At 41.8% G+C, this 23817-nt stretch carries 23 protein-coding genes and 1 tRNA gene; 10 read left to right on the forward strand and 14 right to left on the reverse strand.

Annotation, left to right across the window (positions count from 1 at the left end; genetic code table 11):
* The first annotated feature begins 2 nt into the window (after positions 1-2).
* A complete protein-coding gene (gene prmC / locus O9316_RS01125) occupies positions 3-854 on the forward strand; it encodes a peptide chain release factor N(5)-glutamine methyltransferase (protein ID WP_298204434.1) in 852 nt (283 codons plus the stop codon).
* Here the strand turns inward: prmC and O9316_RS01130 are convergent, their stop codons facing one another.
* Positions 855-2102 (reverse strand): ABC transporter permease, encoded by a 1248-nt coding sequence (locus O9316_RS01130; protein WP_298204433.1) that lies wholly within the window; start codon positions 2100-2102, stop codon positions 855-857.
* 239 nt (positions 2103-2341) lie between these two features.
* Between O9316_RS01130 and hisS the strand changes: the two genes are divergently transcribed.
* Positions 2342-3748 carry a histidine--tRNA ligase gene (hisS, locus tag O9316_RS01135; protein WP_298204432.1) on the forward strand — a complete coding sequence of 469 codons (1407 nt, stop codon included), beginning with the start codon at positions 2342-2344 and terminating at the stop codon, positions 3746-3748.
* Between the two features lie 120 nt (positions 3749-3868).
* On the opposite strand, the gene O9316_RS01140 is transcribed toward hisS, so the two are convergent.
* From O9316_RS01140 to O9316_RS01155, 4 genes are all read right to left on the reverse strand, one after another.
* Positions 3869-4489 carry a T9SS type A sorting domain-containing protein gene (locus O9316_RS01140; RefSeq protein WP_298204431.1) on the reverse strand — a complete coding sequence of 207 codons (621 nt, stop codon included), beginning with the start codon at positions 4487-4489 and terminating at the stop codon, positions 3869-3871.
* A gap of 33 nt (positions 4490-4522) precedes the next feature.
* On the reverse strand, positions 4523-7969 hold the full coding sequence (locus O9316_RS01145; protein WP_366941507.1) for a LamG-like jellyroll fold domain-containing protein: 3447 nt from the start codon (positions 7967-7969) through the stop codon (positions 4523-4525).
* A gap of 62 nt (positions 7970-8031) precedes the next feature.
* Positions 8032-8661: a glycine-rich domain-containing protein gene (locus tag O9316_RS01150; protein WP_298204430.1), complete on the reverse strand. Its 630-nt coding sequence runs from the start codon at positions 8659-8661 to the stop codon at positions 8032-8034.
* A gap of 295 nt (positions 8662-8956) precedes the next feature.
* Positions 8957-9030, reverse strand: a tRNA-Met gene (locus O9316_RS01155).
* Positions 9031-9173: 143 nt separating this feature from the next.
* On the opposite strand from O9316_RS01155, the gene O9316_RS01160 reads away from it, so the two are divergent.
* Positions 9174-9566: an START-like domain-containing protein gene (locus tag O9316_RS01160; protein WP_073363287.1), complete on the forward strand. Its 393-nt coding sequence runs from the start codon at positions 9174-9176 to the stop codon at positions 9564-9566.
* Between the two features lie 49 nt (positions 9567-9615).
* Positions 9616-10437, forward strand: coding sequence for an aminotransferase class IV (locus tag O9316_RS01165; protein WP_298204386.1), 822 nt, complete (start codon positions 9616-9618; stop codon positions 10435-10437).
* Here the strand turns inward: O9316_RS01165 and O9316_RS01170 are convergent.
* From O9316_RS01170 to O9316_RS01190, 5 genes are all read right to left on the reverse strand, one after another.
* Entirely contained in the window at positions 10429-10989 is a 561-nt protein-coding gene (locus O9316_RS01170) for a YqgE/AlgH family protein (RefSeq protein ID WP_298204385.1), read from the reverse strand. The genes O9316_RS01165 and O9316_RS01170 overlap by 9 nt on opposite strands.
* A 108-nt stretch (positions 10990-11097) precedes the next feature.
* A complete protein-coding gene (locus O9316_RS01175) occupies positions 11098-11370 on the reverse strand; it encodes an HU family DNA-binding protein (protein ID WP_073363284.1) in 273 nt (90 codons plus the stop codon).
* A 176-nt stretch (positions 11371-11546) separates the two neighbouring features.
* Entirely contained in the window at positions 11547-12494 is a 948-nt protein-coding gene (gene fmt / locus O9316_RS01180) for a methionyl-tRNA formyltransferase (RefSeq protein WP_298204384.1), read from the reverse strand.
* 1 nt (position 12495) lies between these two features.
* Positions 12496-14388 (reverse strand): ATP-dependent DNA helicase RecQ, encoded by a 1893-nt coding sequence (locus O9316_RS01185; RefSeq protein ID WP_298204383.1) that lies wholly within the window; start codon positions 14386-14388, stop codon positions 12496-12498.
* Positions 14389-14428: 40 nt separating this feature from the next.
* Positions 14429-14962 (reverse strand): AAA family ATPase, encoded by a 534-nt coding sequence (locus O9316_RS01190; RefSeq protein WP_298204382.1) that lies wholly within the window; start codon positions 14960-14962, stop codon positions 14429-14431.
* A 322-nt stretch (positions 14963-15284) separates the two neighbouring features.
* On the opposite strand from O9316_RS01190, the gene O9316_RS01195 reads away from it, so the two are divergent.
* Genes O9316_RS01195 through murA form a run of 3 tightly spaced genes read left to right on the forward strand, consistent with a single transcriptional unit; the run spans position 15285 to position 17639 of the window.
* Entirely contained in the window at positions 15285-15575 is a 291-nt protein-coding gene (locus tag O9316_RS01195) for a DUF493 family protein (protein ID WP_298204381.1), read from the forward strand.
* Between the two features lies 1 nt (position 15576).
* Positions 15577-16296 carry a DUF4290 domain-containing protein gene (locus tag O9316_RS01200; RefSeq protein WP_298204379.1) on the forward strand — a complete coding sequence of 240 codons (720 nt, stop codon included), beginning with the start codon at positions 15577-15579 and terminating at the stop codon, positions 16294-16296.
* Positions 16297-16328: 32 nt separating this feature from the next.
* Positions 16329-17639, forward strand: a complete 1311-nt coding sequence (gene murA, locus O9316_RS01205) for a UDP-N-acetylglucosamine 1-carboxyvinyltransferase (RefSeq protein WP_298204378.1) — start codon at positions 16329-16331, stop codon at positions 17637-17639.
* Between the two features lie 2 nt (positions 17640-17641).
* Here the strand turns inward: murA and O9316_RS01210 are convergent, their stop codons facing one another.
* Positions 17642-17926 carry a hypothetical protein gene (locus O9316_RS01210; protein WP_298346890.1) on the reverse strand — a complete coding sequence of 95 codons (285 nt, stop codon included), beginning with the start codon at positions 17924-17926 and terminating at the stop codon, positions 17642-17644.
* Between the two features lie 39 nt (positions 17927-17965).
* Positions 17966-18196 (reverse strand): hypothetical protein, encoded by a 231-nt coding sequence (locus O9316_RS01215; protein ID WP_298346893.1) that lies wholly within the window; start codon positions 18194-18196, stop codon positions 17966-17968.
* A 56-nt stretch (positions 18197-18252) separates the two neighbouring features.
* Here O9316_RS01215 and O9316_RS01220 point away from each other — a divergent pair, with 56 nt between their 5' ends.
* On the forward strand, positions 18253-19014 hold the full coding sequence (locus O9316_RS01220) for a TSUP family transporter (RefSeq protein ID WP_298204859.1): 762 nt from the start codon (positions 18253-18255) through the stop codon (positions 19012-19014).
* Here the strand turns inward: O9316_RS01220 and O9316_RS01225 are convergent, their stop codons facing one another.
* Together O9316_RS01225 and aroQ are read right to left on the reverse strand one after the other, a co-directional pair.
* Positions 19015-21489: a DUF5686 and carboxypeptidase regulatory-like domain-containing protein gene (locus O9316_RS01225; RefSeq protein ID WP_298204860.1), complete on the reverse strand. Its 2475-nt coding sequence runs from the start codon at positions 21487-21489 to the stop codon at positions 19015-19017.
* A gap of 4 nt (positions 21490-21493) precedes the next feature.
* A complete protein-coding gene (gene aroQ / locus O9316_RS01230; protein WP_298204913.1) occupies positions 21494-21910 on the reverse strand; it encodes a type II 3-dehydroquinate dehydratase in 417 nt (138 codons plus the stop codon).
* Positions 21911-22189: 279 nt separating this feature from the next.
* Between aroQ and O9316_RS01235 the strand changes: the two genes are divergently transcribed.
* Entirely contained in the window at positions 22190-22780 is a 591-nt protein-coding gene (locus tag O9316_RS01235) for an outer membrane beta-barrel protein (protein WP_298204861.1), read from the forward strand.
* Between the two features lie 64 nt (positions 22781-22844).
* Positions 22845-23750 (forward strand): site-specific tyrosine recombinase XerD, encoded by a 906-nt coding sequence (gene xerD, locus O9316_RS01240; protein ID WP_298204862.1) that lies wholly within the window; start codon positions 22845-22847, stop codon positions 23748-23750.
* The last annotated feature ends 67 nt before the right edge of the window (positions 23751-23817 follow it).

Below are 23817 nucleotides of genomic sequence, written 5' to 3' on the forward strand. Positions count from 1 at the left end.
TTATGGAAATACGTCAATTGAAAGCACAATTTGAAACGCAATTGAGTGCGTTGTATGATCCCGAGGAAGCGCGTCGTTTCTTTGAATTGTTGCTTGAAGCTTATGAGTCTAAAAAGCGGATTGATTTGGTACTTACTCCCGATTTAACTACAATGCAACCCGAGCGATGGCAAGCGGCATTCGAAGCGCTACGACGGTTTGTACCGATACAATACATTATAGGCGCCACCTATTTTTATGATTTACACTTGGAAGTGACCCCCGCCACCTTAATTCCTCGCCCCGAAACAGAAGAGCTAGTGGCATGGATACTCCACGATTTGCCCAACACTACAGGGACGATACTTGATATCGGGACGGGGAGTGGGTGTATTCCCATAGCGATTGCAAAAAACTGCCCTCAAGCTTCCGTCACAGCAATCGATATTGCTGCCGATGCCTTGGCTGTTGCCCAACGAAATGCGCAACGAAACGCAGTAAACGTGCACTTTATACAAGAAAATGCTTTAGATACTGACGCGATGGAAGTTCGCTTCAAGGCTCAATTTTTTGACTGTATTGTCTCCAATCCGCCCTATGTTCGGCAATTGGAGAAACACGAAATTCAACCCAATGTTTTGGAACACGAACCCCATTTGGCCTTGTTTGTCGATGATGAAGATGCGCTGTTGTTTTACCGCCGTATCGGACAGTTTGCGCTCAATCATTTAATACAAGGAGGGAAGCTTTACTTTGAAATAAATCAATACTTGGGCGCCGAGACGCAACAATTGATGAAACAACTCGGATTTTCATCGGTAACTTTGCGAAAAGATTTGTTTGGAAACGATCGAATGTTGCGGTGTGAACGCTAGTTATTCATAGCGAAGTGCCTCCACAGGGTCAAGTTTGGACGCTTTCAATGCTGGGTACAATCCGGAAACAATCGCCACAATAAAACTGGTAATAAAGGCAGCAATCATGGCCATCCATGGAATGGTAAAGGCAAAATCAAAGAAGGAAGCAAAAATATAGCCAATTCCTATACCCAAAAGCATGCCCACCAATCCACCCAACTGCCCAATGACAAGGGTTTCCATAAAAAATTGCCATGCAATCGTGCTTCGTTTGGCCCCTAGCGATTTCCGAACCCCAATTTCCCGAGTACGCTCCGTGACCGATACAATCATAATGTTCATCAAGGCGATTGACGACCCCAAAATGGTCACCAAACCAATCACAAAAGCCGAGATATTCAAGGTTCCTGTCATCGTTGCAATTCGTTGCACCAAATCATCACTGCGCGAAATCCCAAAATTATTGTCCTCCACCGGATTCAAATGACGCACGCGACGCATCGTTAAACGCGCATGGTCTATGGCGGCATCCAACATCTCTTGGCGCATCACCATGGTGCTTAATGTATAATTGATATTGGGTGCCGAAAATAATGAGCGCGCAATCTGAATCGGGATCATCACCCGCTGGTCTTGATTGTTACCAAAGGTCGATCCTTTTTCTTTGAGAATTCCGATTACGCGAAACTTAGCCCCGCGAATGGTTATAATTTTGTCAATCGGATGGGTCACGTCTTTCAACAGTCCTTCTTTCACAAAATCATTGCCCAGCAAGCATACATAGGCATTATTGGTGATGTCAAAAACATTGAAATTTCGCCCCTGAATCACTTCCGAACCCGTGTTGGGAACATAAAATTCATCCACGCCCAAGACTGAAATGGCTGGCTCCGTTTTTTCGTTTTCATATTTTACCTCTGCCTTTGCTGTCGCTGTAAAATAAACCGCCGTTTGAGTCGCAGGATAGTCGTATTTTTCTTTAAATGCTTTGGCATCGGGATAGGAGATAATCGGATTTATTTTCTCGATCTCACCACCGCCGCGACGACGTGAGGTAAATTCATATTGATTAATATTGAAGGTGTTTGATCCCATAGCCGCAAATTTCGAATTCAACGTATTGTCCAAAGCGGCCACCACGGTCAAAATCCCCACCAAAGCCATAATTCCCAAGGCAATGATCAAAATCGTCAGCACAGTGCGTAACAATTGCGAGCGAATAGCCCCCAATGCAATCTTTATATTTTCGCGAAAAACTCCATTCATCGTATTGCATAAGTAGACTGGGATGCCATTTTGTTACAAGAATAATTTATATTTTTTGGGCGTTGGCCGGGCTTTTGGCAGTCGCTGCCCTCGTCACCTCGGGCGAGCTCCAACAATGCCGCAATCCCTAACGCACCGGTGCTGCGCTACAACGCCCCAAAAATGTTGAAACAGTCTTTGGGTTACGTTTGTGAAATATCCGATATTTGCAACGGTTTCAATGAAAATACCTCACCCTTATGGCTCAAAAACCTGGACTTCCCACGGGAACACGCGATCTTTCATCCAATGAAGTGACCAAACGCAATTACATTATGAATGTCATGCGACGTCATTTTGAATGTTTTGGTTACCAACCTATTGAAACACCTTCGTTTGAAAATGCATCAACCCTAATGGGCAAATACGGCGATGAAGGCGATCGCTTGATCTTTAAGATTCTGAATAGCGGCAATTATTTCTATGATAAAAATCGAATTCAACTCCCCGAATCGTTAGAAGCATTATTGACAAACTCGGCCGAAACTATTTCGCTCGAGCAACGGGTAGAACTCAATCGGTTTACCGCCAAAATTTCCGATAAAGCCTTGCGTTACGACTTAACCGTGCCTTTTGCGCGCTATGTAGTTATGCACCAAAATGAATTGGCCTTACCGTTTAAACGCTATCAAATGCAACCCGTTTGGCGTGCCGATAAACCGCAAAAAGGTCGTTTTCGTGAGTTTTACCAATGCGATGCCGATGTGGTAGGATCGACTTCTTTGTGGCAAGAAGTAGAGTTGTTGCAACTGTATGATGCGGTATTTCACGATTTGGGTTTGCAAGGGGTGACCTTAAAACTCAACAACCGCAAAGTGTTGTCGGGTATTGCCGAAGTAATCGGTGCTTCCGATAAATTAATTGATTTTACGGTAGCTTTAGATAAACTAGACAAAATAGGAGAGACCGGAGTGAAAGACGAGATGTTGGCCAAGGGTATACCCGCCGCTGCGCTCGATAAAGTACAACCGCTGTTCTCGTTTTCGGGTTCGTTTTCGCAGAAATTGACCCAATTAGAAACGCTATTACATACTTCGGAGATAGGATTAAAAGGAGTAGAGGAGTTGCGTTTTATTGGCGAGCACGTTCAAAAGTTAGGATTACAGCAAGCCACATTAGAATTGGATGTAACTTTGGCCCGTGGCTTGAACTATTACACGGGTGCGATTGTTGAGGTCGCTGCTCCCCAAGGCGTTCAAATGGGTTCCATCGGTGGTGGTGGTCGTTACGATGATTTGACGGGAATTTTCGGATTGAAAAATGTGAGTGGTGTTGGGATTTCTTTTGGGTTAGATCGAATTTATTTAGTCCTAGAGGAACTGAATCTTTTTCCTGAAACGCTGCGTACCGCTCCCCATTTTTTGTTTTTAAACATTGGCAACCAAGAGGCTGAAGTGGCGATGCATGCCGTTACCGCATTACGCCGACAAGGAATTAGTGCCGAACTTTATCCGGATGCAGCCAAGTGGGATAAGCAATTTAAATATGCTGAAAAGCGCGGCGTTCCTTATGTCATTCGATCGATTGAAAATGAGGTGTATTCCGTTAAAAACATTGCTACTGGTGAGGTGTTAGCTTGTTCTTGGGAGCAACTTACGGCATTATAATCCCCTGAAATAAATGAAAAATCACGTTATCATAACGTGATTTTTTAGCGCATAAAAATGGAAAAGCCACACTGATCAGGTGTGGCTTTTCGCGTCGTCAAATCAAAAATTGTTTAAACCCTAATTAAAAACAATCTTTTTCGAGGTGGTTCCTTGGTCTGAGATGGCTTTGGCAATGTACGTTCCTGCGCTGATCCCGCGTACAGGAATTTGGATTTGGGTTTGATCTTGCCCCGTCACCTTGTATGCCATTACTTCTTGTCCCAACATATTGTAAAGGACCACTGTATGTATCGTAGCGTCTGCTACATAATTTTTAATTGTTAATTGTGTATTGTTTTGGGAATACACCATTTGCACTCCATTTTGTAACGCATGGTCATCGGTATTTAATGCTGTCGTGTTTTTGAAGGCCAATACATAGCGATTATCGGTATTGCCTTGGGGTACCTCCACGACAAAAGGCTGGTCAGTGATATCATGGAAAACACCATCCTGTTGGTCTAAAATATAATACCGTTGCGATGAGGATAGGTTTTCAACTTCATCAATGGTAAATTTGACTTCACCCGTTACATAAGCCTTCACACCTATAGGATACATCGTATTGATGTCAAAATAATCTACTCCTTGAATCACCAATCGTTTGCTATTGGCCACAAAATATACATCGTTATTTTGATTGTCAATGGTTTCAGCGTCATATCCATAATCATAATCAGGAGAGGCCAAATCTTCCATAAAACCTAACAAGATGTTGCGGTGGTAATTGTCTTAGGAAGTCATTCCCAAGCGTAAGCGAGCATATTGATCGGTAACTACGGGGTCTTCCTCGTTATTTCCAACATAGTTTTGGGTTGTATTTCCATGACGGAATAACGTATTGGAAGCGGCATTATCTTCTCTAATGAAGGTACGATGACTATTCTGGAAAGTAACGTTTCCACCTGTAGCCGATCCAACGACAAAGAATCCTTGTCCTACGGGAATGTATCGTCCTGGAATTTTAGTGCTCGTTCCTACGCCGTTTATCCCAGCAGGGGCAGTTGGTCCTACACCATCTGTTAAATTGCGTACGGAATACCCACCTTGATACCCTGTTAAGTTATGGGTATTATTGCTACTAGCATGTTCCCAGAAATACAGTGTCCCTGTTGTACTACTGCTATTTGTACCAATAAATAAGTTGGCATCTATCGCGGAAGGATACGGATTTCCTGTAAGATTTAAATTACTTGCAGCAATCGGAATTGTAATGGTTCCGTTATTGGGTTTCCCAACAAAGGTTAGGTTTTGAGTTGCACCCGCTGCTCCACTTCCTTTTAATGTAAATCCTTCTCCGGTATTCAATGATCCATTGGCTCCCACGGATTGCCAATTGGCATAACTGTTGGTAAGGTTTTGAAACTTGAATATCCAATAGTTGCTAAGGGTAATTGGGGCCGTTGGCGAACCATTCAAGCCATTGGTCCATGTAATATTTTGTAGGGTGGCAGTGGTACCGTCTTTTAATACACTGTTTACTGTAAACGTTCCATTGTTAACCGTGGTATTAATTGCACTCACGGGTGAACTCCAATAATTATAATTAAATCGGTTACTTGTTCCTTGTTGGTCGCGTTCGATAGCACCAGCACTGGTCACGTCAAGTTCACTTGCATTGGTTTGAATGAGTTGCGAGCGCCCTTGTAAATCCAAAACACCATCAATTTTTAAATACCAACCGTTTTGCATACGCGTGTCGTTGTTCATAGTCACTCTAACTCCTGGATTGATCGCCATTCCGAGGTCGGTGCTGTTGGTAGTTTCTGTGATATTGTGACGTACATCGATGATATTCCAATCAAAATTGAGTACATCATTACCGTTAATATCGCGCGTGGGGTCGTTAACAGCAGTGGCCAAACTGCCTGTTCGTACGGTGACATAGGGCATTGGAGCTTCTTGCGGCGCAATAGCTTTTACATTAAACAAACGCAAGCCCGATCCAGAATCAATGGTTGGGGTCGTGAAGTTATCGGCAATATCTCCACGGTAGGCATCCATTCGATAGTAACGTAATAGCGTTGCATAGTTAAGTGACCCCACATTTAGGGGAATGAATGTACCGCGAACTTGTGCGCTGTTGTTAAAAATTTCTTGGTTAATGATGCGTTGGTATTGGGTGGTAGAAAGATTGGTATTGAAGACCCGAACTTCATCCATTTTTCCAAAGAAAAACATATTGCTAGCGCCAGGATTTCTCCCTAAGGTTAAATTGCTAGCATCGGCATTGATTGCTCCCGAAACACTGAAGGTTTGAGGGTCGCCATTAACAAAAATGGTTAACGTTCCGGCTCCTAATGTGATTCCTACATGGTACCAACGGCTCGTATCTAAGGTTGCAATATTGGTGTACGCATAAGCATTCCCATTGATGATCGCTTGTAGTTGTCGGGTTGCACTTACACGAAGGTAACAATTGTTTTGACCCACGATAACCCCTGTTCCAGAAAAAGAAGGATTTAACGATATCCATGCCATTAGGGTCAAGTTTGATAAACCTCCTAGAATAGGCGTATCTTGTGCAAAATCATTTCGGCCGTCAAAAGAAAGATAGAGTTTTTGATCTAGATTTCGAGGGGACCCCCAAAGACTAGAGTTAGTGTCGAATGTATCTATAAGACCATCCGTATCGCCATCAGCCCATCCATCAATTCGTCCGTCATTGTTCGCATCTAAAGAAGTATAAAGTCCGCTTCTAATATCAAAGGTACCGTCTGCATTGGAATCCAATTGCAAATAGTCACCAACGCCGTTAGCATCGGTATCTTGGGCATATTCTTTGGCACTAACGCCAAATCCAGTGAGGTTATCATGAATGTCCATGATTCCATCTCCATCGGCATCTACGTAATCTCCTGTTCCGTTTCCGTCAATATCCCCATCGCCAAAGAGGATACCCGCTTCATCGGTGTCAAATAATGAATCATTATCACTATCAAGGTCAATGTAATTTGGAACAGCATCTTCATCAGTATTAAGAACGACATACGTTCCGCCTGAAATCATTGCCTCGATATAATCATTGTATCCGTTGTTGTTGGCATCGGCCCATCGTACTGAACTAGTTTTATCAAAAGTACCCGTTTGGTTGCTTAAGTTGCGGAAACCATTTTCTTCAATATCAGGAATACCATCATTGTCAGAATCTAAGTCATTGACATCGGCCACTCCATCACTATCAGAGTCAATACAACTTTGGTTGATGGTAATTTGAATATCATCAATAAAGTTTCCTACCGATTGATCGCCAGAGGCGGTAGGTCCTGCTTGAAAGGTCAATACAATTTGGCGCATCCCTGCAGGAATAGTATAGGTTCCCGAATAGGTCGCCCAAGCGGTATTTCCTGAAACCATTGTGACAATAGGAGTCGAGGCTAAAGCATTGGCCAATGAAGAGCCAAATTTCACAAAAGCCGTATCGGTTCCGCTTCGACCACGGTGACGAATAGACCAGTTAATGGTTCCTCCAGCGCCATTCAAACAAAATGTTTGAAAAAGTACTCCAGGAACATTGGCATTTAACTCAGCAAATTGATTTCCAGCCGCAGCGGGCACGCCATTAAATCCTGTGCTCCATATTTCAATCACATTTTCAGCACTGGTTTGCCAGCCTGTGACATTGGCTGTAGGCACAAAGGCAAACGAATTGGCGGGTATGACAGGTGTTTCGAAACTTCCGTTCTGAAAAGGGTCGAAGGTACAAGTTCTACATTCATCAATATCGCGAATGCCGTCGTTATCGTCGTCTGAATCTAGACCAGCATCGATAGAGTCGCCATCTACATCGTTGATTCCACCACCAGAAATACTATAACTAAAGGTAGGGAAATTAGGGTCATTAGTAGTAAAAGATAGTGTCGCATTGCGATTTCCAAAGGCACTTGGGTTGAAAGTAACGGTAAATGTAGTACTGCTTCCGCTGTTTACCAATGCGTTTGGAGCCGCAGTCACAGAAAAATCACCCGCATCTGATCCAGTGATCGTCAATCCTGAAATGGTTAATCCAGCTTGACTCGCAGTATTTTGAAGGGTATAGGTTCGACTGAATGTTCCGTTGGCAATATCAATACCTCCATAAGATGTATGGTCTGTAATGGCTGGAGTTGTATCTCCGTTCGTAATCGTGTTTCCGTTTCCTAGAACGACTAAGGTAGGAACTGCATAAGTAATACGTATTTGTCCATTACCACCATTACCCCCTCGGTGGGAACCACTACATTACTTCCTCCGCCGCCACCTCAGGGAACAGCACCATCGCTACCGTTGTCTCCTGTTGAACCAGCACCTCCGGCACCTCCACTGTTAGCGCCATTTCCTCCATTTCCACCGCCAATACTAGTACCTGCAGCACCATGATTACCGTTAGAAGTGGCTTGATTACCCAAACTACTTGAAGCTAATCCGCGGTTGGTTGGAGCGGAAGTTGAATTGTTATTTCCTCTGCTTCCTGCATGACCTAGCGTTCCAGAAGTATTGTTAGTGGGAGCTGTGTTGGCTCCTGTAGCATTAAACCAAGAATTTTGACCATTCCCTGCCGTAGCAGTTGAGTTTGCAGTAGCACCCGCCCCTCCACTACCAACAAAATAGAAATAGGTTGTATTTGGAGTTACGGTGTGAACGCCGCGGGCATAAGCACCACCACCACCACCTGTACCTCCATTATTATTTAAGTTATTACTGCTACCTCCACCACCGCCGGCTCCCCAAGTTTCAATCGTTACCGAAGTAACTCCTGGAGGTACGGTAAAAGAACCGCTACCCGTAGTGTTAATAATGTCTGTTCTAGTTTGAGCTAACACAAGTGTTGTCACTAGTAAAGCTAGCAAAAGGGTTAACCTTTTAAACGTCAGGAATAGAGTTGTTTTCATGACAGTAGGCGTTTGTTTTTTTTTATTTGATTTGACACCACAAATATAGAAACGGATTTTAAAAATAATCGACAAAATACATAAATAATCGACGAAATGCATTTAATGCAAATATAAAGAAAATATTTTTTACAAAAAAAGCCATTGTTGTAAATTAACTTTTTATGTAAATGGAATGGAAGGAAAGTAAAGTGAAGTAAAGTGAAGTAAAGTAAAGTAAAGTAAAGTGAAGATTGCTTTAACGGTGGGCAAAAAAAAAACAGCCTGAGTGAAATCAGACTGTTTTTTAAACAAGTAGCGAGGACGGGAGTTGAACCCGTGACCTCAGGGTTATGAATCCTGCGCTCTAACCGACTGAGCTACCTCGCCAGGACGTGCATTGACCCGTTTGTCAATGCGGGTGCAAATATATAATTAATAAAGATGTCTGCAAATTATTCCTTTCAAAAAAAAATATTTTTTTTAAAGTGAAATTTCTCAAATTAATTATATATTTCGAAAAAAAATAGATTATGGCACAAAAAGTACGCTACGAGATTGAGTTCCCCATAAATTCCTCACCTCAGTTACTTTATCAGTATATTTCAACCCCATCTGGATTACAAGAATGGTTTGCCGATACCGTGAATTCTCGAGGTGAATTTTTTACATTTCACTGGGAGGATACCGAGGAACATGCCCGATTGGCTTCCAAAAAAACAGGAGAGAAGGTTCGCTTCAAATGGGTAGATGAACAAAAGAAAGATACCGAGTATTTTTTTGAATTACGTATCCTAGAAGACGAAATCACCAAAGATGTTTCCCTAATGGTTGTCGACTTTGCCGAAGAGGATGAGGTCGATGAGTCCAAACAATTGTGGGAAAATCAAGTTTCCGATTTGAAGCATGTAATTGGTTCCGTGTAATTGTCTTTTACTTCCTATATTTGTCCCTCCAAAAAAAGAGGGATTTTTTATGTTTAATTTTAACGGAACTTTAGTCGATCAATCAACTGTTTTTTCATCCTCCAATCGCGCACTTTTGTTTGGTGATGCTTTGTTTGAAACCATTAGGGTAGTTGATGGAATCCCCTATTTTTGGGAAGATCATTACTTTCGTTTGATGGCCTCCATGCGTATTTTACGAATGCGTATTCCCGGCACGTTTACCATGGAGTATCTTGAATCGCAGTTGAAAAGTGTGGTTGCACCGGAAGGGCCTTTTCGGGTACGCCTTACCGTGTATCGCAATGAAGGGGGGTATTACACTCCTACAACGAATACGGTTTCCTTTTTTATAGAGTCAACACCTCTTGCCTCAATCGATTATATTCATGAGGAAACTCCTTGTATCGCCGATTTGTACAAAGATTTTCATGTCCCCAATCACTTATTGTCCACCCTAAAAACGACCAACCGGTTACTTAATATTGTTGGAGCTGTCTATGCACAAGAGAATGAATTAGATACGTGTATCGTACTCAACGAACAAAAGCGGGTAGCAGAAGTGCTTAACGGGAACCTATTTATGCTTCAAGGGAAAAAACTAGTTACGCCGCCACTAAGCGAAGGCTGCTTAAATGGCATTCTTCGAAAACAAATGCTAAAAATGGTAACCGCTCAATCGGAATGGGAAGTTGAAGAAGCACCGATATCCCCTTTTGAATTGCAAAATGCCGACGAGTTATTCTACACCAATGCCATTCAAGGCATTCGTTCAATTACTCATTACCGGAAAAAAGAGTTTGTCACCACCCAAGCACAAGCATGGACGGTACAACTAAATCAATTAGTTTAGAATTGGATTCTCAGGGGCATTAGACCATAAAACGTAGTCACCCCCAAGTTCTAAAATTTTTTCTTTCCAAAAATCATGGGAGGACTTACTTAAAATAGTTTGCTTGTAGCTATTTGAACAAACTATCCATGACTGCGATTCGAGCTCTTGCTCCAATTGTTGTGCCCCCCAACCTGTATACCCCAAGAAGAAGCGAATGTTGTCTTTTTGGATGGTTCCATTGTTGAGCAATTCTTTGGTGCGCTCAAAATCACCACCCCAATAAATCCCTTGAGAAATCTCAATGCTATTGGGTAATAAATCAGGTATATTGTGAATAAAATAAAGATTGTCCTGCTCCACAGGGCCACCGTTATATATGGTGAACGAAGCTGAAATATCGGGGATTAAATCGTGTAACGCGTAGGATAGTGGCTTGTTAAGAATAAAACCCACGGATCCTTCAGGATTATGATCTGCTAATAATATAACCGATCGATTGAAGGAGAGATCCCCAATAATGGAAGGTTCTGCAATTAATAACTGTCCTTTTTGTAGGCTTTCGGTTGACATTATTAAGCAATTTTAACTAAAAGTACAAAAAATATTTAGGAAGTCAATGTTTAATAAAAAAAAATCACGGTCGAAACCGTGATTTTTGATGATATCGGGTAACAGAAATTAGTTTACAGAACCTTCTAATTCAGCACCTGCTTTAAACTTTACTACATTTTTAGCAGCAATTTTGATTGTTTTACCGGTTTGTGGGTTTCTTCCTTCACGAGCTGCTCTTTTAGATACAGACCAAGAACCGAAACCTACCAATGAAACTCTTCCACCTTTTTTCAAAGTAGCCCCTACATTTCCTAAAAATGACTCTAAAGCTAATTTAGCAGCTGCTTTGGAAATTCCAGCATCAGCAGCAATTGCATCGATTAATTCTGACTTGTTCATAATAATAGTTATTAATTGTTGGTTAAACTTAATTGTTAATCATAACAAATTTAGTAGAAAATCCACAGCATGCAACTGATTACACGTATTTTCGATTAATTTGTTGATAACTCAATTTATTTGTTGATAAACAGCCTCCAAAAGTATAAAAATCTAGTGTTTATAGGGTCTCCCAATTACTCTACACGGCATTGTGAACTAAAGTGCATACCATTCAATACCTCTTGGGCCGTCATTTTTTTCTTACCGGGAAATTGCAGGACTTTAATTTTCAAGTACCCATCAGGAACGACAACTTCGATTTCCTTTTTACTCGTTTTCCACTGTCCCACCTTTTCAGTGTGCGGTGTTTCTATAAAAACCGCTTCATAAATTTTAATGGCCCAACGCGTTTCTCCATCGATTAGATGACACCACGCCACAGGGAAGGGCGATAATCCCCTAATTTGGTTATATACCTCTTTTCCTTTTTTATGAAAGTCCAATTGGCAGTTTTCTTTGTTCAATTTGTAAGCGGTCTTTAATTCACCTGTTTCAATTTGGGGAACTGTGGCCACATCGCCTTGTGCAATGCGCTCCAAGGTTTCAAGCACAGCTTCTTTTCCCAATACCATCAAGCGGTCGTGTAAACTTCCTGTGTTTTCCTCAGGGTCAATCGCCGTTTTTTTCGACAAAATCATGGCCCCCGTATCTATTTTGTCATCGATAAAAAAGGTCGTCACTCCCGTTTCGGTCTCCCCATTAATAATAGCCCAATGGATCGGCGCCGCTCCCCTATATTGAGGTAATAAAGAAGCATGTAAATTGAAGGTGCCCCATTTCGGCAAACGCCAAACGACCTCTGGCAGCATGCGAAACGCCACCACAACGTGCACATTAGCCTTCCAAGCCTCCAAAGCCGCAATAAAATCCGGGTCTTTTAAGTTGGTAGGTTGCAACAATGGCAACCCATGCGCTATAGCATATTCTTTGACCGCCGAAAATTTAAGCTGTTGTCCACGACCTGCGGGTTTGTCGGCGGCAGTAACTACCCCCACAACGTGCAATCCTTGTTGGACAATAGCTTCCAAGATCCCGACCGCAAATTCGGGCGTACCCATAAATACAATTCGTAATGATTCCATTTTACAATAATGTATACGTGTTGTCGGGAAGTAAACGAATACGCTCGGCTTCCAACAACGATTGAAGTGCAAAGATAAGCGCCTCTTCGGGTTGTGAAAGTATTTCTTGTAATTCTCTTGAACTATAGGGACGTTGTTGTAACAATCGCAATAGGGCCTCAGGCAGATCGCCCAATTCGAGGGTCTTTTTTCGGGGTGCAATGCAGGTCGAACAGTGTTCGCAATCGGCTGCCTCTTTTTCTCCAAAGTAAGCCAATAGTATGCGTTGGTTGCATTGGCTCGTGTTTTCGGCATAGGCCAACACCGATTTTAATTGGGATACTTTCAATTCGTTTTGCGCAATCAAATACTTACTTACGCGATTTATCGTATGCGCATCTTCTCGAATCGTCGTAAAGGTGAGTTGGGCATCATTGGTTTTTGTATGCACAGTCGCCAATTCGTGTTGCTGAAGCTGCTGCAAAACCGCCAATACGTTGGTTTCTGTAACTCCCGATTTTCGAGCTACCACCGATAAATTGATGGCCGTCATTTGGTCATATACTCCCGGATGGGTTCGTAAAAGGGTAACGATAACCGGCTCCTGCTCGGGATGCAAACTGCTGTAGCGTATCACCTCTTTGGAGGGAACAATAAACTGTAAGGTTAACTTCTCTGAAAACTCTTGCGAAAGACTCAAAATGCCTTGCCGATCCAAAAATTGCAAGGCTTGATAGGTGCGCGCCACAGGTAAATTGTATTTGACACAAAAACGGTGTAAATTAAAACCAAACGTTTCGTCCAAGCCCTCGCCGTAGGCAATTTGCAAGTCGGCACACAATTTTTGATACACTTGCGATAAAAACGGTTTGTCGGGTAAGACCCCCAAAAACTGTTGCTCCGCTTGCAATCGATCGGAGGCGTTGGCCAACAAAATGGCATAGGCTTTCGATCCATTGCGCCCCGCACGTCCCGCTTCTTGATAGTAATTCTCCAAATTGGGGGGTAAGTTATAATGGAATACAGTGCGCACATTAGCTTTGTCAATACCCATTCCAAAGGCATTTGTCGCGACCATGACCTGTTTTTTTTCCTCCATCCACCAACTCATTTGCCGCTCTTTTTCGGCAGGCGATAATCCCCCGTGGTAAAACGTCGCTGTTATGCCCATCGCTTCCAGCTGTTGCGAAGTGTGTAAACACGATTTTCGATTGGACACATAAACCAAAGACGGTCCAGGGTATTTTTGTAAAACATTTTTAGTAAAATGCAATTTGTCTTCAGGCGCATAAACCATGTAAGCCAAATTCGATCGGGCAAAGGACTTAGAAAAGACATTCGCTTGCTCCAAAGCCAATTGCGCAACAATATCGGCTTGAACCCGCGCCGTAGCGGTTGCCGTTAGTGCCAAAAATGGAACTTTGGGAAAATGAATCCGCAAATCCGAAATCTTTAAATACGCGGGACGAAAATCATGACCCCATTGCGATACACAGTGCGCTTCATCAATGGCAATGAGATGAATAGGTAAGGTTTTTAGCCGCGATAAAACGATTTCATTTTGCAAACGTTCGGGCGATACATACACTAATTTGTATCCCCCAAATTGGGCATTGTCAAGTACATCAATAAGTTCCTCAGTAGGAATACCTCCTGTCAACGCCATCGCTTTGATGTTCCGCATTTGGAGCTGCTGTACCTGGTCTTTCATCAATGCCACCAAAGGCGAAATCACCAATACAATCCCCTCACGAACCAAAGCAGGCAGTTGGTAACACAACGACTTTCCACCGCCCGTAGGCAACAACGCAAAGGTGTCACGACCCGCTAAAACCGACTCAATAATCGCTTCTTGCGGTTCACGAAACGCATCGTAATTCCAGTACTGTTTTAAAATATCATGTAGGCTACTCATGGGTCATTGCGCAAACGAGCAACACAAAGATACAGGAATATTACAACGCATTCAGGATAAATGCCACCCGATCGGCTACAGGGCCCACGGGAACTTCCATCGGACTGTATCCAAAATGGCGGTAGGTTTCTTGCAAATGACGGTAAATCAACTGTGCTTGTTCAAAATTCTCGTAGCGCGCTTCATCACTGACATAAATGGCCTCCCATGGGGGTAAAATAAAGACTTTATCATACCGATGTTCCGTACTAGCTTCCTCAAAAAAAGCAGGGTAACTGTCGCCGATATAGTGCATGTATGCCAAAATATCGGGAATACCACGGTCCAGAAAAATTGGGGATTTGGCTTCCGCTTGGGCCGAGAAGAATTGCTTTTTTCTGCCCTCAAGCAACAATTCACTAAACAACAAGGGCTGCTCCAAAAACAGTTGTTCAATTCCTTGCTCACGCGCCTCCAACGTAATTTGACGCGATATTTCAGGGTAACAACAATGCCCATTGGCAACCATATGCTCAATAATAGTTGTTTTTCCCGTGCCCGGACCACCCGTAATGACGATAAGTTGAGGTTTCATTTTTAAACAAAATAAGCCGCAAATGTATCGAATTGTCCTCGCATTTACCTACTTTAAATGTCAATTTTTTGTTCGGTATAGCGCTGTTTAGGGCGTGTCCCGAAAGGAAGTTTCCTGCGATTTTTTTGGGTAAGCAAAGGGTCGGGACCGGGCTGTCGGGAGTCGCTTCCCTCGTCCCTCAGGCGAGCTTCAACAATCCCTCCATCCCTCACGCAATGGCAACAAAGAAAAAAAGTAATTTCGGGAATAACTCATGGGGCGTAATTCCCTTTAAAAAGCATTGAAAAACTAACCTCAAATAGCGTATATTTGCCCTTATTTAATGATGATGGATAAAAAAACGGAAGCTTTTTACATTCGCCTCAAAGAGGAATTGCAAACCACTTCTACTTGGCCGAGTGTGTATTTATACAAATTTATTGTCCCTACCGATACGCAAAAAATTCATGCGGTAGAGAACGCCTTCGACAACCTCGGAGCTGTCATTAAAACCCAACAGTCTAAAAACGGTAATTTTACCAGTATTTCGGTCAATGTCGTGATGGAATCTCCCGACGCTGTAATTGCCAAATACCTAGAAGTATCCACCGTGGAAGGCATAATATCCCTTTAGTATGGTACCAAAATACATCAAGGAAAATGCACACGATACCGTGCAACACCTCGAATACAACGCCGAACGATCGCCATTATTCATTCCCGAATACGGCCGTCATTTGCAAAAACTAATCGATCACGTAGTCGCAATCCAAGACCGTGACGAACGGAATCGCGCCGCACGTTATGTGATTAACGTCATGGGCACTTTGAATCCACATTTACGGGATGTACCCGATTTTCAACACAAATTGTGGGATCAAATCTTTATCATGTCCGATTTTCAATTGGATGTCGATTCACCCTATCCGATTCCTACACGCGAAGTGATCAACCTCAAGCCCGATCCACTCCCGTATCCGCAGAAAAATCCAAAGTACCGCTTCTACGGCAATAACATCAGCTCTATGATCGAGGTAGCCAATTCGTGGGAAGAGGGCGAACTCAAAAGTGCGCTAATCATGGTAATCGCCAACCATATGAAAAAATCGTATTTGAGTTGGAACAAAGATACCGTCACCGATCAAGTGATTTTTGAACATCTTTATGAAATGTCTGGTGGGCGCATCAATTTGTCACAAAGTGCCGAAGAGTTATCGACTACCAACGATTTGATTCGCACCAACAAAAAAATGTCCAACAAGGCACAACCCCCGATGCAAAAACACAAAGGCGGATTCAAAAAGAATTTGAATAACGGAAAGAAATTCATCAAAAAAAACAATAACAAAAATTAATAGAAAACGGCCATAAGGCTTTTTACTACACCATGGGAACATTCAAAATTGAAGGCGGTATCCGCTTGAAAGGAGACGTTACGCCACAAGGCGCCAAAAACGAAGCATTACAAATTTTATGTGCCGTTTTACTCACCCCCGAAAAAGTAACCATCAATAACATCCCCGATATTATTGACGTTAATAAGTTAATTACGCTCTTAGGAAACTTGGGGGTAAAAATTCAAAAAAACGGCCCCGGTTCGATTACTTTTCAAGCCGATGAAGTCAATGTGGGCTACCTCGAAACCGAAGCTTTCAAAAAAGAGGGCGGGTCGTTGCGCGGTTCCATTATGATTGTCGGCCCCTTGTTAGCGCGTTTTGGCAAAGGATACATTCCTAAGCCGGGAGGTGATAAAATTGGTCGCCGCCGTTTGGATACACACTTTGAGGGCTTTATCAACTTGGGCGCCAAGTTCCGTTACGAGCGCGAAGACCATTTTTATGGGGTTGAAACGCAAGAGCGCTTGAAAGGAACCTATATGTTACTGGACGAAGCCTCAGTGACTGGAACCGCCAATATTGTGATGGCAGCCGTGCTTGCTGAGGGTGTCACGACCATCTACAACGCTGCCTGTGAGCCGTATTTACAACAATTGTGTAAAATGCTCAACTCCATGGGAGCCAAAATTACCGGCGTGGGTTCCAACTTACTCACCATTGAAGGTGTAGAACGGTTGGGAGGCTGCGAACACCGTATTCTTCCCGATATGATTGAAATTGGAAGTTGGATCGGTCTTGCCGCCATGACTCGCAGCGAAATCACAATCAAAAACGTAAGTTGGGATAATTTAGGCGTCATTCCCAACGTGTTCCGCAAATTAGGAATTACCTTAGAGCGACGAGGCGATGACATTTACATTCCTACCCATGAAAATGGCTATGAAATCAAAACCGATATCGACGGTTCGATTCTCACCATTGCCGATGCACCGTGGCCCGGATTTACGCCCGACTTGTTAAGTATTGTATTGGTTGTAGCTACCCAAGCCAACGGCGATGTGCTTATCCACCAAAAAATGTTTGAAAGTCGTTTGTTCTTTGTCGATAAATTAATCGATATGGGTGCCAAAATTATGTTGTGCGACCCGCACCGTGCGGTGGTCATGGGACACAATTTTAAATCGCAATTAAAAGCAACCACCATGTCATCGCCCGATATTCGTGCGGGGATTTCCTTATTGATTGCGGCTTTATCGGCCAAAGGAACGTCAACGATTCAAAATATTGAACAAATCGACCGCGGATACGAGCGTATCGACGAACGTTTGCGCGCTTTGGGGGCCAATATTGTACGCGTTTAAATTCATAAATTCCAATAGTTGAAATTCCAAATTCCAATAATTGAAATTCCAATAATTGAAATTCCAAAGTCCAATAGTTGAAATTCCAAAGTCCAATAATTGAAATTCCAAATTCCAATAGTTGAAATTCCAAATTCCAACAGTTGAGATTCCAAATTCCAACAGTTGAAATTCCAAATACCAATAATTGAGATTCCAAATTCCAATAATTGAGATTCAAAATTCCAATAGTTGAAATTCCAAATTCCAACAGTTGAGATTCCAAATTCCAACAGTTGAAATTCCAAATACCAATAATTGAGATTCCAAATTCCAATAGTTGAGATTCAAAATTCCAACAGTTGAGATTCCAAATTCCAACAGTTGAAATTCCAAATACCAATAATTGAGATTCCAAATTCCAATAGTTGAGATTCAAAATTCCAATAGTTGAAATTCCAAATTCCAATAATTGAGATTCCAAATTCCAATAGTTGAAATTCCAAATTCCAAAAGTTGAAATTCCAAATTCCAATATTGAAATTCCAAATTCCAATAGTTGAAATTCCAAATTCCAAAATGTAACTAGTAGTTTTGGAGTTTGGAATTTCTTTTTTGTAATTTTTTTGTATCCATGGAAACCTATATCATCATCATTCTTTGTATTGCAGCTTTTTTCGCTGGATTTGTCGACGCAGTCGTGGGGGGCGGTGGGTTGATTCAAACCCCCGTAGGATTAATTTTGCTGCCCAATGAATCCGTAGCCACTGTGGTAGGAACACTTAAAGTCCCTGCGTTTAGTGGTACTTTCATGGCCGCACGCCAATACATTCAACAAGTTGCCTTACGTTTGAAGTTGCTAATTCCGATGGCAATCGTAGCCTTTTCAGCGTCTTGCTTGGGGTCATGGTTGTTGACACGCGTTCACAATGCCTTTATGAAACCTGTGTTATTCATTGTGCTTATCGGGATTGCGGGGTATACTTGGGTGAAAAAAGATTTTGGGCAACGCAGCGCGCCTACCTTTTCTCCGTTTAAAATGAAAATCATCGGACTTCTTTTGGCTTTGGTAGTCGGTTTTTATGACGGATTTATCGGTCCAGGTACAGGAAGTTTTTTAGTGCTAGGGTTTATCGTATTGCTGGGTTTTGATTTTTTACACGCTTCCGCCCATGCCAAAGGGGTCAACTTGGCAACCAATTTAGGGTCAATTCTCCTTTTTATCACCAAAGGGAAAATTATTTGGAGTATCGCAATCCCCATGGCTTTTGCCAATGCATTGGGCGGATGGGTAGGCGCCAAAACTGCCGTAGCCCGCGGGAATCGATTTATTCGTCGCGTATTTATGCTTGTGGTAGTGACTACCTTACTTCGTTTGGCTTGGGATGTTTTTTAGTTATTCTACGATATTTAAGAATTTCAATCCAAAGATTACCGCATCACTTACAAAGCCACTTTGGTACGAACGAACATAATCGATGCGTAAGATTTTAAATTTTTTGAAACCTAAATTATCCAAACCAATGGTGAATTCGTGATAAGGGGCGCGATTAGGCACCGACAAATTATGGTAGCCCAATACCAATTGTGTATTTAGTTTTTGAAGCAAAGGAATTTTATTCATCAAATACCCTTGGTCGTTGTGCTCCATATGCAATTCAATAAAAGCATCGTTGGTACTAGCACTATAATAAGGTAAATTATTAAAAACATTGGTATAGCGTCCACCGCCGGCCACGTGCGTTTGATTTCCATTAAAATGTTTAAAATCGGGAAAAGCAATGTTTTCGGCATTGAAAAATTTACCCGATTTGAGGTTGTAAACGAATTCTCCTTTATTACCCAAACTTAATTCTTGGTAAATACGCGCCGATACAAAGTCAAATTCGTATTGTTTTTCACTTGCTGCAAATCCTTTTTCGTAGGTTACAAAAAGCGTAGGGTAGTCGTCGTTCCCAATAGTAAATTTTCCATCAGGTCGGGTCCAATATTTTTGCCCAAAATTAAAACGCCCTGTAAACGACGCTTTCATCAGTTGATGACGCGTAAATGCTGGGGTCAACTCATCAAAAGGCAATAATGGATTGTTTGAGGTGTAACGATCATTCGATTTAACGGTAGCTTGAAAAGTGGTATTGAACAGCGGCTTTCGATCGGCGTATTCCACAGTGGCGTTCAATCGGAATCCGTTGACAATTTCACCACTGTATCCCACGGAAATCGCATTTTTCTCATACAATTTCATAAAGTTATTTTTAAAAAAGGAGGAGGCGATCGAGTTAATGTTGTCGGTTATCGGATTGGCAGGGTTGAACTGATTAACGGTGGACCCTCCGTTGATGACCAAAAACGAATTGCGGATGTTGTCTAATTTTTGGGTGTAGGAAGCCGAAAAACGCAAACGATCTTCTGAAAATCCATAATCCAAACGCGTACCGATGCGGTAAAAAGTTCGTTTATCCTCATTGCGTTGCGTGTAGTTGAAACCGATTTGAGTTTTCCATCCTTGAACGGTATTGAAGGCGGTATTGAAAGCCGGTCCTTCATACGAAAACGAGCGATTTTTGAATGAATTCGAATAGGTATATCCCATTAGTACATCCATCCATTTGAATTTATTTCGTTTTCGATCGATAGAGTCTAAATAAGGTTGTGATTTGCGTTTGGTTTGTAACATTTCTTTTTTGACATAGTCGGTGCTTTCCTCGGACGTCAGGGGTACAGGACGAATGGTATTCCAAAACGTATCGTCTTTTTTGTTGGCATTTTCCTCAAACTTTAGGACTTCGGCGGTAAATGTGCGGCGTTCTATTTGTTTTGGGAAATCAAAATTAGAATAGACATAAGTAAATCGGCCGTTGAAATTGAACCCAAACATCCCCGCATCAAAATCCAAGGTTTGCGTGTTTTTGCTCCACACCTTGGTTTTGTTGTTGTAGCTAAAACTTTGTTTAAAATGCAGGGTGTTTAGCGCCGGATTTTGGGATTGACTTCCTTTAATGCTCAAGTCTATCGCATAAATGGCATAGTCTTGATCTTCGATATAAATGTATCCTTCAAAGGCAGGTTCGCTCATGCGTTTGGGCGTCACTTTAATCTTATTTATAAGGTGATTGTTTTCGTCGGCAAACGAGCCTTCAAAGGTATAACGGTAATAATTGAGGGCATTGTCGGCAATAGGAGAGATCGCCTTAGCATTGATTTCAATGTAATTTTCATAAAAATCAAAGTTAGCTTGCGCCGCATTGTTAAAGCTAAAGCCATTGTCTTGACCACTTACTTTAGAGGCTACAATCACTTCCTTCAATTTGTCGGGTTTTTGAAAGGTAAGTTTGGACACCGTTTCCGATAGGTAAAGGATACCACTTCGCGTGGAGTCGATAACTTCATCCAAGAAATCAATTTTTTGTCCCATAAAGGTCTTCGGAAGATTTTTCACCCGAAAAATTCCTCTGGAATAGAAATCACAGGTGTATTGTCCTGTTTTGCTCCCATTGGCTTTGCGATTAGCGATGGCTTGTTTGATAATGGCAATGGCAGGATTTGCTTTAGCATCGATGACTACTTCGTTCAGCTGAATGTCTTCCGTTTGTAAAACCACGTCAAGGATTTCACTTTTTCCGGTATACTCCACAACACGCTTTTCGGTTTTATAGCCTAAAAATTGAAACAGGATTACATACGTCCCATTTTGCTTGGGATAGATTTCATAATGACCGTTATCGTTGGAAGTGGTACCTATATAGGTGTCTTGTACGTATATGTTGGCAAAGGCAATGGGTTGCCCTTTACTGTCGGAAACTTTTCCTTTGATTTGGCTAAAGGTGAATGTACTCCAAAGTACAGCGAGTGTAAAAATGATGTTTTTCATAGGGTTAGTGCAATAAACTTTGAACAGCTAAGGTGTAACTTTTTAACCCAAAACCCACGATAACTCCTGCGGCATGTGGCGCAATATAGGATTGATGCCGGAAGCTCTCGCGTGCATAGGTGTTGGATATATGTACTTCAATAACCGGAGTTGTTACACCTTTGACCGCATCGCCTATACCGATAGACGTATGTGTATAAGCTCCCGCGTTCAAAATAATGGCGTCAAATGTAAAACCACATTCATGGATACAGTTAATGAGTTCTCCTTCGATATTGCTCTGAAAATAGTGAAAAGCCACCCCGGGGAACTGTGTTTTCATGTCGCGCAAAAACGATTCAAAATCTTGATTACCATATAGCTCAGGTTCGCGTTTGCCCAACAAGTTGAGGTTGGGACCGTTGATAATCATCACTTGCAAAGGTTTATTCATAGTTGTGTAGGGATAATTTAATATCATTTTTACCTAATAAAAGTACACTAATTCCGCATTTTGAGAAGCATTTTTCTTTTTTTTCTATTTTTTGGAATACGTTAAAAAGTGCTAAATTGGTTTAACAATTTGTATTTGAATGTTTTAAACGAATGTTAATGTTGACAACTATGTTAACAACTATGTTAACAACTCCGTTTTTGAGTTAAAAAGTTTCCCCTAAGAATCGTTTTAACTTTGTCTCAATAATTTTAAACAAAATAGAACATGAAAAAAATTATTCTTTCTCTAGCTGCAGTACTTGCATTTTCTGCTGCTAATGCTCAAGACAAAAAACAAGGTACAGAAGGTTTTGCAAAAGGTGACTTATTCGTTTCCGGTGCAGTTACTTTGTCAAATGAAAAAACTGGTGATAACAAAGAAAATGCTTTCTTGTTTGAGCCAAGAGTAGCTTATTTTGTAACAGAAAACATTGCTGTTGGAGCTAAATTAGGTTTTGGTTCAGACAAATCTGAAGCTGGTTCAATAACTACTCAAGACAGAACTGCATTTACAGTTGGAGCTTTTGGACGTTATTACTTTACACCTGCTTCTAAATTTTCATTATTTGCTAACTTAGGTTTTGATTTGAACAATTGGGAAAACAAGCTTAATGATGCAAAAGAAAAAGAATTTCAAGTTGGTTTAGGTTTAGGTATGAACTATTTCGTGTCTTCTAACTTTTCTTTAGAAGCTGGTGTAGGTGCATTGACTTACTCTTCTAATGATAATGGAGGAAATGGTGCAGACAAAACTAATACTTTAAGTTTTGGTGGTGACTGGAGAGCAGTTACTTTCGGTGTAAACTATAAGTTCTAATTCTTTCTTTTGAATACAGAAAGCCATCCTTCGGGGTGGCTTTTTTGTTTTGTATCTTTAGGCCATGCAATGGAAAGCGTATCTTAAATCCTATAATGATTACCTGCGATTAGAACGCGGGATGTCACCCAATACCTTAGCAAGTTATCGCTTTGATTTGGAACGGCTTTGTGCTTTTTTGGCCGAACATCATCCTGAAGTTTCGCCATTAACCATAACGTCACAACACATACAGGCTTTTGTCTATGCCGTTTCCAAAGAATTGAATGCACGATCACAAGCCCGATTGATCAGTGGACTCAAGTCTTTTTTCAATTATCTACTTGTTGAAAATCTCCGCGGGGACAGTCCGATGGAATTGATTGAAGCACCGCGTTTGGGACGTAAACTTCCCGATACCTTAAGTACGGTTGAAATTGATCGTTTGATTGCCGCTATTGATTTGTCCAAACCTGAAGGCGAACGTAACCGAACTATGCTAGAAGTGTTGTACGGCTGTGGGTTGCGCGTATCCGAACTCGTTACCTTAAAAATTTCGGACATTTTCGCTGACGAAGGTTTTTTAAAAGTAACGGGAAAAGGAAATAAACAACGTTTTGTACCCTTGGCCACCTTTACCTTACAATGTATTGAACGGTATCGACGTGAGGTTCGCGTTCATGTTCCCATTCAGAAAGGATTTGAAGATACATTATTTTTGAATCGTAGGGGGAAAGCCCTTACCCGTGCGATGATTTTTACCATAATTAAAGACTTGGCGCAAGCTATCCATTTACAGAAAAAGATCAGTCCACATACCTTTCGACACTCCTTTGCTACCCACTTGTTGGAAAATGGCGCTGATTTACGGGCCATCCAAATGATGTTGGGGCACGAGTCGATTACCACCACCGAAGTATATGTGCACTTAGACCGTAGGCATTTAACCCAAATAATGCATCACTATCATCCACGAAAAAAATTTAAGTAAATAAATTCGAACAAAACAACTCTTTTTTCGATAGTTGCGTGCATTTTATCGATAAAAATGTACTTTA

It is taken from the genome of Flavobacterium sp., assembly GCF_027533505.1.
Lineage (GTDB): Bacteria > Bacteroidota > Bacteroidia > Flavobacteriales > Flavobacteriaceae > Flavobacterium.